The organism is Caballeronia sp. dw_276, assembly GCF_018449635.1.
Lineage (GTDB): Bacteria > Pseudomonadota > Gammaproteobacteria > Burkholderiales > Burkholderiaceae > Caballeronia.
The window spans coordinates 1-5401 of record NZ_JAAVUV010000029.1; the positions used below are offsets into that span (position 1 = coordinate 1).

The 5401-nt window shown below is 64.6% G+C and carries 1 protein-coding gene; it reads right to left on the reverse strand.

Annotated features, from left to right (window positions below):
- The coding region (locus HB633_RS30410; RefSeq protein WP_213781831.1) for a non-ribosomal peptide synthetase at positions 1-5401 on the reverse strand (5401 nt) is incomplete at both ends.

The following is a 5401-nucleotide window of genomic DNA, read 5'->3' on the forward strand; positions in this document are numbered from 1 at the left end:
ACGCTGCTCGGTCACCGTGACAGGTTCGACATACAGCGCCGCGTCGCTGCCGGTCTGGGGCACCGGCAAGGCACGCCGGTCCAGCTTGCCGTTCGGCGTCAGCGGCAGCGCATCGAGCATTACGTAATGCGACGGCACCATGTAGTCCGGAAGCGTGAGCTGCAGCGCGCTGCGCAATGCCGACGCAACCGGCGCAGTAGCTGCACCGGCCACAACATAGGCGACGAGTCGACGCGTGTCCGTCGCGACGTCGTCGCGTGCCAGCACGGCAGCCTCACGAATGCCCGGCAGATGCGCCAGCGCCGCCTCGATTTCGCCCAGCTCGACACGGAAGCCTCGCACCTTCACCTGCTGGTCGGCACGGCCGGTTACGATCAGACTGCCGTCGCCGCACAAGTATCCGAGATCGCCGGTACGGTAGAAACGGCGTCCATCCGCATCGACACCAAACGCCCGCGCGGTCAGCTCTGCATTGTTCCAGTAGCCGAGCGCCACATGCTGACTACTGATGATTATTTCGCCAACCTGATAACCCTGGCCCACATCGACCGGATCGTGCAGCACGATCTCACTGGTGCCGATCGGGTACCCCGCAGCCACCGCTAACGCGGGAATCGCCGCGTCCGGCGCGATGAAATTCTGTAGCGCCAAGGTCGACTCGGTCGGACCATAGCCGTTCACCAGCAGGCAACCGGCGAGCGCCAGATCGCGGAAGCGCCGCACGTCGTTGGGGCTGACCAGTTCGCCCCCGAGCACGATCGCGCGCAGCGAATGCAGCATGTCCCGCGCCCTGACATCCAGCAAATGACGATATAACGTGGGCGTCGAGTGGTAGATCGAGATCGCGTCGTCAGCGATGCGACGCACGATCTGCCCGGGTGCCTGCCTGGGGTCCGCGACATACAGCGTGGCACCGTTTAGCAGCGCACCGAAAATATCCATTACCGCGGCATCGAAACTGTACGACGCGAGCAGCAACATCCGGTCGGCCGAGGTGATGCGCAGATTGTTCGTGTAGTTCATGCAGAAGTACAAGGCATTGCGATGGTTCTGCAACACCCCCTTCGGCTGACCGGTCGACCCCGATGTGTACAGAATATAACCGAGACTATCCGCGCTCGCCTCGGGCAGCGCGAACGCCTGCAAGGCGTCGTCGTCGAGGCAATCGACATTGACGATCTGCGCGCCGACGCCGGCCAGTTCGCGAGCCTGATACTCATTGCGTGTGTTAGTGACAATCAGCGTCGCGCCGGAATCCTTCAGCATGAACGCCAGCCGCGCCGGCGGATAAGACGGATCAAGCGGCACGTAAATCTTGTTCGCTTTCAGCGCGCCAAACATGCCGACTACTGCCGCGACATCGTGATCGAACAGCAACGCTACCGGCAGGTTGGCGTTGCCCGCGCGCTGCACGATGGCGTGGGCCACCGAATCGCTCACGCGATCCAGCTGTGCGTAGGTGAGCGCACCGCCTGTGCCGACAAGCGCCGGTTTCGCGCCGAAACGCTGCGCCTGCCACCTCAGCCGGGCGCCGATCGACTGACTGATGTCTGCCGTTTCAAACCGCTCGAACGGGCGTGTGGAGAGCTGTTTCGAACCCGCCCGTGGCGCTCGCTCGCCGTTCGTCATCGGCAGGCTGCCGACCACGCGCGAGGGGTCCGCGACAATTTCGTCGAGCAAGGTCGCGAAGTGACGCGCGATTCGCGCGACGCTGGCTGCGTCCAGAATATCCGTGCGATAGACCAGCATCGCATCGAGTTGGTCTTCGCTTTCCGTCACGTACAGCACCAGATCGAAACGGGCGATTGCACCATGGGTCTCGCCTTGCACCGGCCGAAGGCTGAGGCCCGGCAGTTCGAGTTCATCCCGTGGGGCATTCTGCAACACCAGCATCACCTGAAACAGCGGCGAATGACCCAGGTGCCGCTCAGGCTGCAACGCGTCGACCAGTTGCTCGAACGGCACGTCCTGGTGCGCGTAGGCGTCGAGCGTCGTGCCACGCACCTGCTGCAGCAGATCGGTGAACGCTGCGCTTTCGCTGACTGTCGTGCGCAGCACCAGGGCATTGACGAAAAAGCCGATCAGGTCGGCAGTTTCCGCCTGATTGCGGTTCGCAATGAAAGTCCCGAGGCAGATATCGTTCTGCCCCGAGTGACGCGACAACAGCACATTGAAGGCAGCCGCCAGCGTCATGAACAGCGTGCTGTTCGACGCGCGGCTCAGCGCGCGCAACCCCGCCGTGGTGCGTGCACCGATCGGGAACGACAGTGCGTCGCCCCGGTTGCTTTGCCGCGCAGGCCGGGGCCGGTCGGTCGGCAACGTCAGCAACGCCGGGGCGCCGGCCAGCTGCTGCTTCCAGTAAGTGATCTGCCGCTCAAGCACTTCGCCAGCCAGCCAGCCGCGCTGCCAGTGCGCAAAGTCCGCGTACTGCACTGGCAACGGCGCGAGCGGCGACGGGTCGCCGCGCATGAAGGCCGCATAGATCGCGGTCACTTCCCTGATCAACACGCCCGTCGACCAGCCGTCCGACACGATGTGATGCACGGTCAGATAAATGATGTGGTCGTCGTCGGCGAGACGAATCAGCCCCGCGCGGATCAGCGGACCCGCTGCCAGGTCGAACGGCCGGCCCGCTTCGTCGCCGAGCAGGCGTTGTGCCGTCGCCTCACGCAGAGTCTCGTCGAGCGTGCCGAGATCGTGGCGCTGCAGGACGGCTTTGGCCGCAGGGGCGATCAGCTGTGCCGGCGCGCCGTCGATCTCGATGAAACGGGTGCGCAGTGATTCATGACGGTCAATCACAGCGTTCAGGGTGTGCGTCAGTGCAACGGCGTCGAGCCGTCCCGCCACCCGCAGCGCCGACGCAATGTTGTACAGGGCATTGCCTGGCTCGAACCGGTCGAGGAACCACAGGCGTTGCTGCGCGTACGACAGCGGCAGGGGGCCGCCATCGCGCGCCACCGGCACGATGCGGGGCAGCGACGCATCCGGATGGTCGCCTTGTGCCAGCCGGAGCCGTTCCGCAAGTTCGCCGAGTACGGGTGCTTCGAAGAGCGCCTTCAACGCCAGTTCGACGCCGAATGCCGCGCGCACCTGCGAGACCACCTGCGTGGCCAGCAGTGAATGACCGCCGAGCTCGAAGAAGTTATCGTTGATGCCCACTCGTTCGAGCCGGAGTACCTTTGCCCAGATACCGGCCAGCATGCGTTCGCTTTCAGTGCGCGGCGCGAGGTACGAACCATCGTCGCCACGCGGCCCGGGCGCCGGCAGCGCGCGGCGGTCCAGCTTGCCATTCGGCATCAACGGCAAGGCGTCGAGCCACAGATAAGACGACGGCACCATGTACTCGGGCAGCGTGCGCTGCAGTGCGCGGCGCAGCGTCTGATCGTCAGGCGCGTCGCCCGTTGCAGCATCGCCGACCACATAGGCAACCAGCCGCTCGTCACCCGCTCCGCTCGCGTGCATCAGCACGGTCGCTTCCCGCACCTGCGGATGCGCCGCCAGCGCTGCTTCGATTTCGCCCAGTTCGACGCGGAAGCCGCGGATCTTCACCTGCTGATCGATCCGGCCCACATAGTTGAGCATGCCGTCCGGCCGGTAGCGCGCCAGATCGCCGGTGCGATACATACGCGTGCCGGGCGCGCCGAACGGATTCGGCACGAAGCGCTCCGCGCTCAGATCGGCGCGGTTCAGATAGCCGCGCGCCAGCCCGTCGCCGGCAATATGCAGTTCGCCGGCGACGCCCACCGGCACTGGATTCAAGCCCGCATCGAGCACGTACAGCTGCGTGTTTGCGAGTGGCCGGCCGATCGGCACGCTGTCGACAGGCGCAGGGTCGCCGCCTTGTAGCGTATAGATCGCCGCATTGACGGTGCTTTCGCTCGGGCCGTATGCGTTCAGCCATTGCAGCGCGCGACCGCGCGTCAGTGCCTGCCAGCTGCGCAGGCGCTCGATCCCGACCGCTTCGCCCCCAACCGCTACCCAGCGGATCGATGCCGGCAGTGAGACGGTCGCATCGGTTTCGAGACGCGCGACCCATTCACGCCAGAACGCGGTGGGCAAATTCAACGCGTCGATCCCGTGCCGTTCGACAAGCTCGTGAAATGCGTCGTCCGGCGCGCGCAGGAAGTCGGGGCGAATCACCAGCGTCGCGCCTGCCAGCAATGCGGGGAAAATCTCTTCGACCGACATGTCGAAATTGATACTGGCGAATTGCAGCATCGTCCGGCAACCGTGTTCGCGCAGCCTCGCAGCGTGTGCAAGCGCCAGTTGAGTCAACTGGCCGCGCGCGATCGCCACGCCTTTCGGCCGGCCGGTCGAGCCGGAGGTGTAGATCACGTAGGCGAGGCACTGCGGGCTCGCCCCATGCTGCATGTCCGCGTGCGGTGCCTCCGTATGCATCGCGAGCGCATCGTCAATGCACAGGGTCGCGTAGCCGTGGCCATGGCCATCGCCAGCCGGCAAGCGGGGCAGCATGGAAGTCTGCGTGAGGATTACGGCGGGCCGCGCATCGTCCAGCATCATCGCAAGACGCTCGCGCGGATACCACGGATCCAGCGGCACATAGGCGGCTCCCGCTTTCAGCACGGCCAGCAAGGTCACCACCATCTGCATCGAACGTTCGACGCAGTGTCCGACCAGCACATCGGCATCTGCGCCCAGCTCGCGCAGCCGCTGCGCGATGCGGTTGGCCTGCTGGTTCAGCTCCGCGTAGCTCATCGTCTCGTCCTCAAAGGCGAGCGCGATGGCGTCGGGGGTACGGATGGCCTGCTCATCGAATAGCGCCTCGACCATCTTTGTCTGCGCGCTGTGCAGACAGGCGTCGGCCGTTTCGTTCCAGTCGACCACGATCTGCTCGCGCTCCGCAGCCGACAGCATCGGCAACTCACCGGTGCGGCACGACGGGTCAGCGACCACGCCTTTCAGCAGACTCACGAAGTGCGTCGCGATCTGCCCGATCGTTGTTGCATCGAACAAGTCCGTATCGTATTCGAACGCGGCGAATAGCTGGCCGTTCTGTTCGACCATGTTCAGGCTCAGGTCGAACTTCGAGGTCACTTCGCCACGCTGCTCCAGCGGCAGCAGGTTCAGACCCGGGAGCGTCAAACCATCGAGCGGCGCGTTCTGCAGGATCAGCATCGCCTGGAATAGTGGCGTATGACTGAGGTGACGCTCCGGTTGCAGTGCGTCGAGCAAGTGTTCGAACGAGACGTCCTGATGCGCGTACGCCCCCAGCGTCGTGTCCTTCACCTGACGCAGCAGCTGGACAAACGGCTGCCGTGCATCCACCTGCGTGCGCAACACCAGCGTGTTCACGAAGAAGCCGATCAGATCGGTGATACCCGCCTGATTCCGATTCGCGATGAAGGTGCCGATACAGATATCCTCCTGCCCGGCATATCTT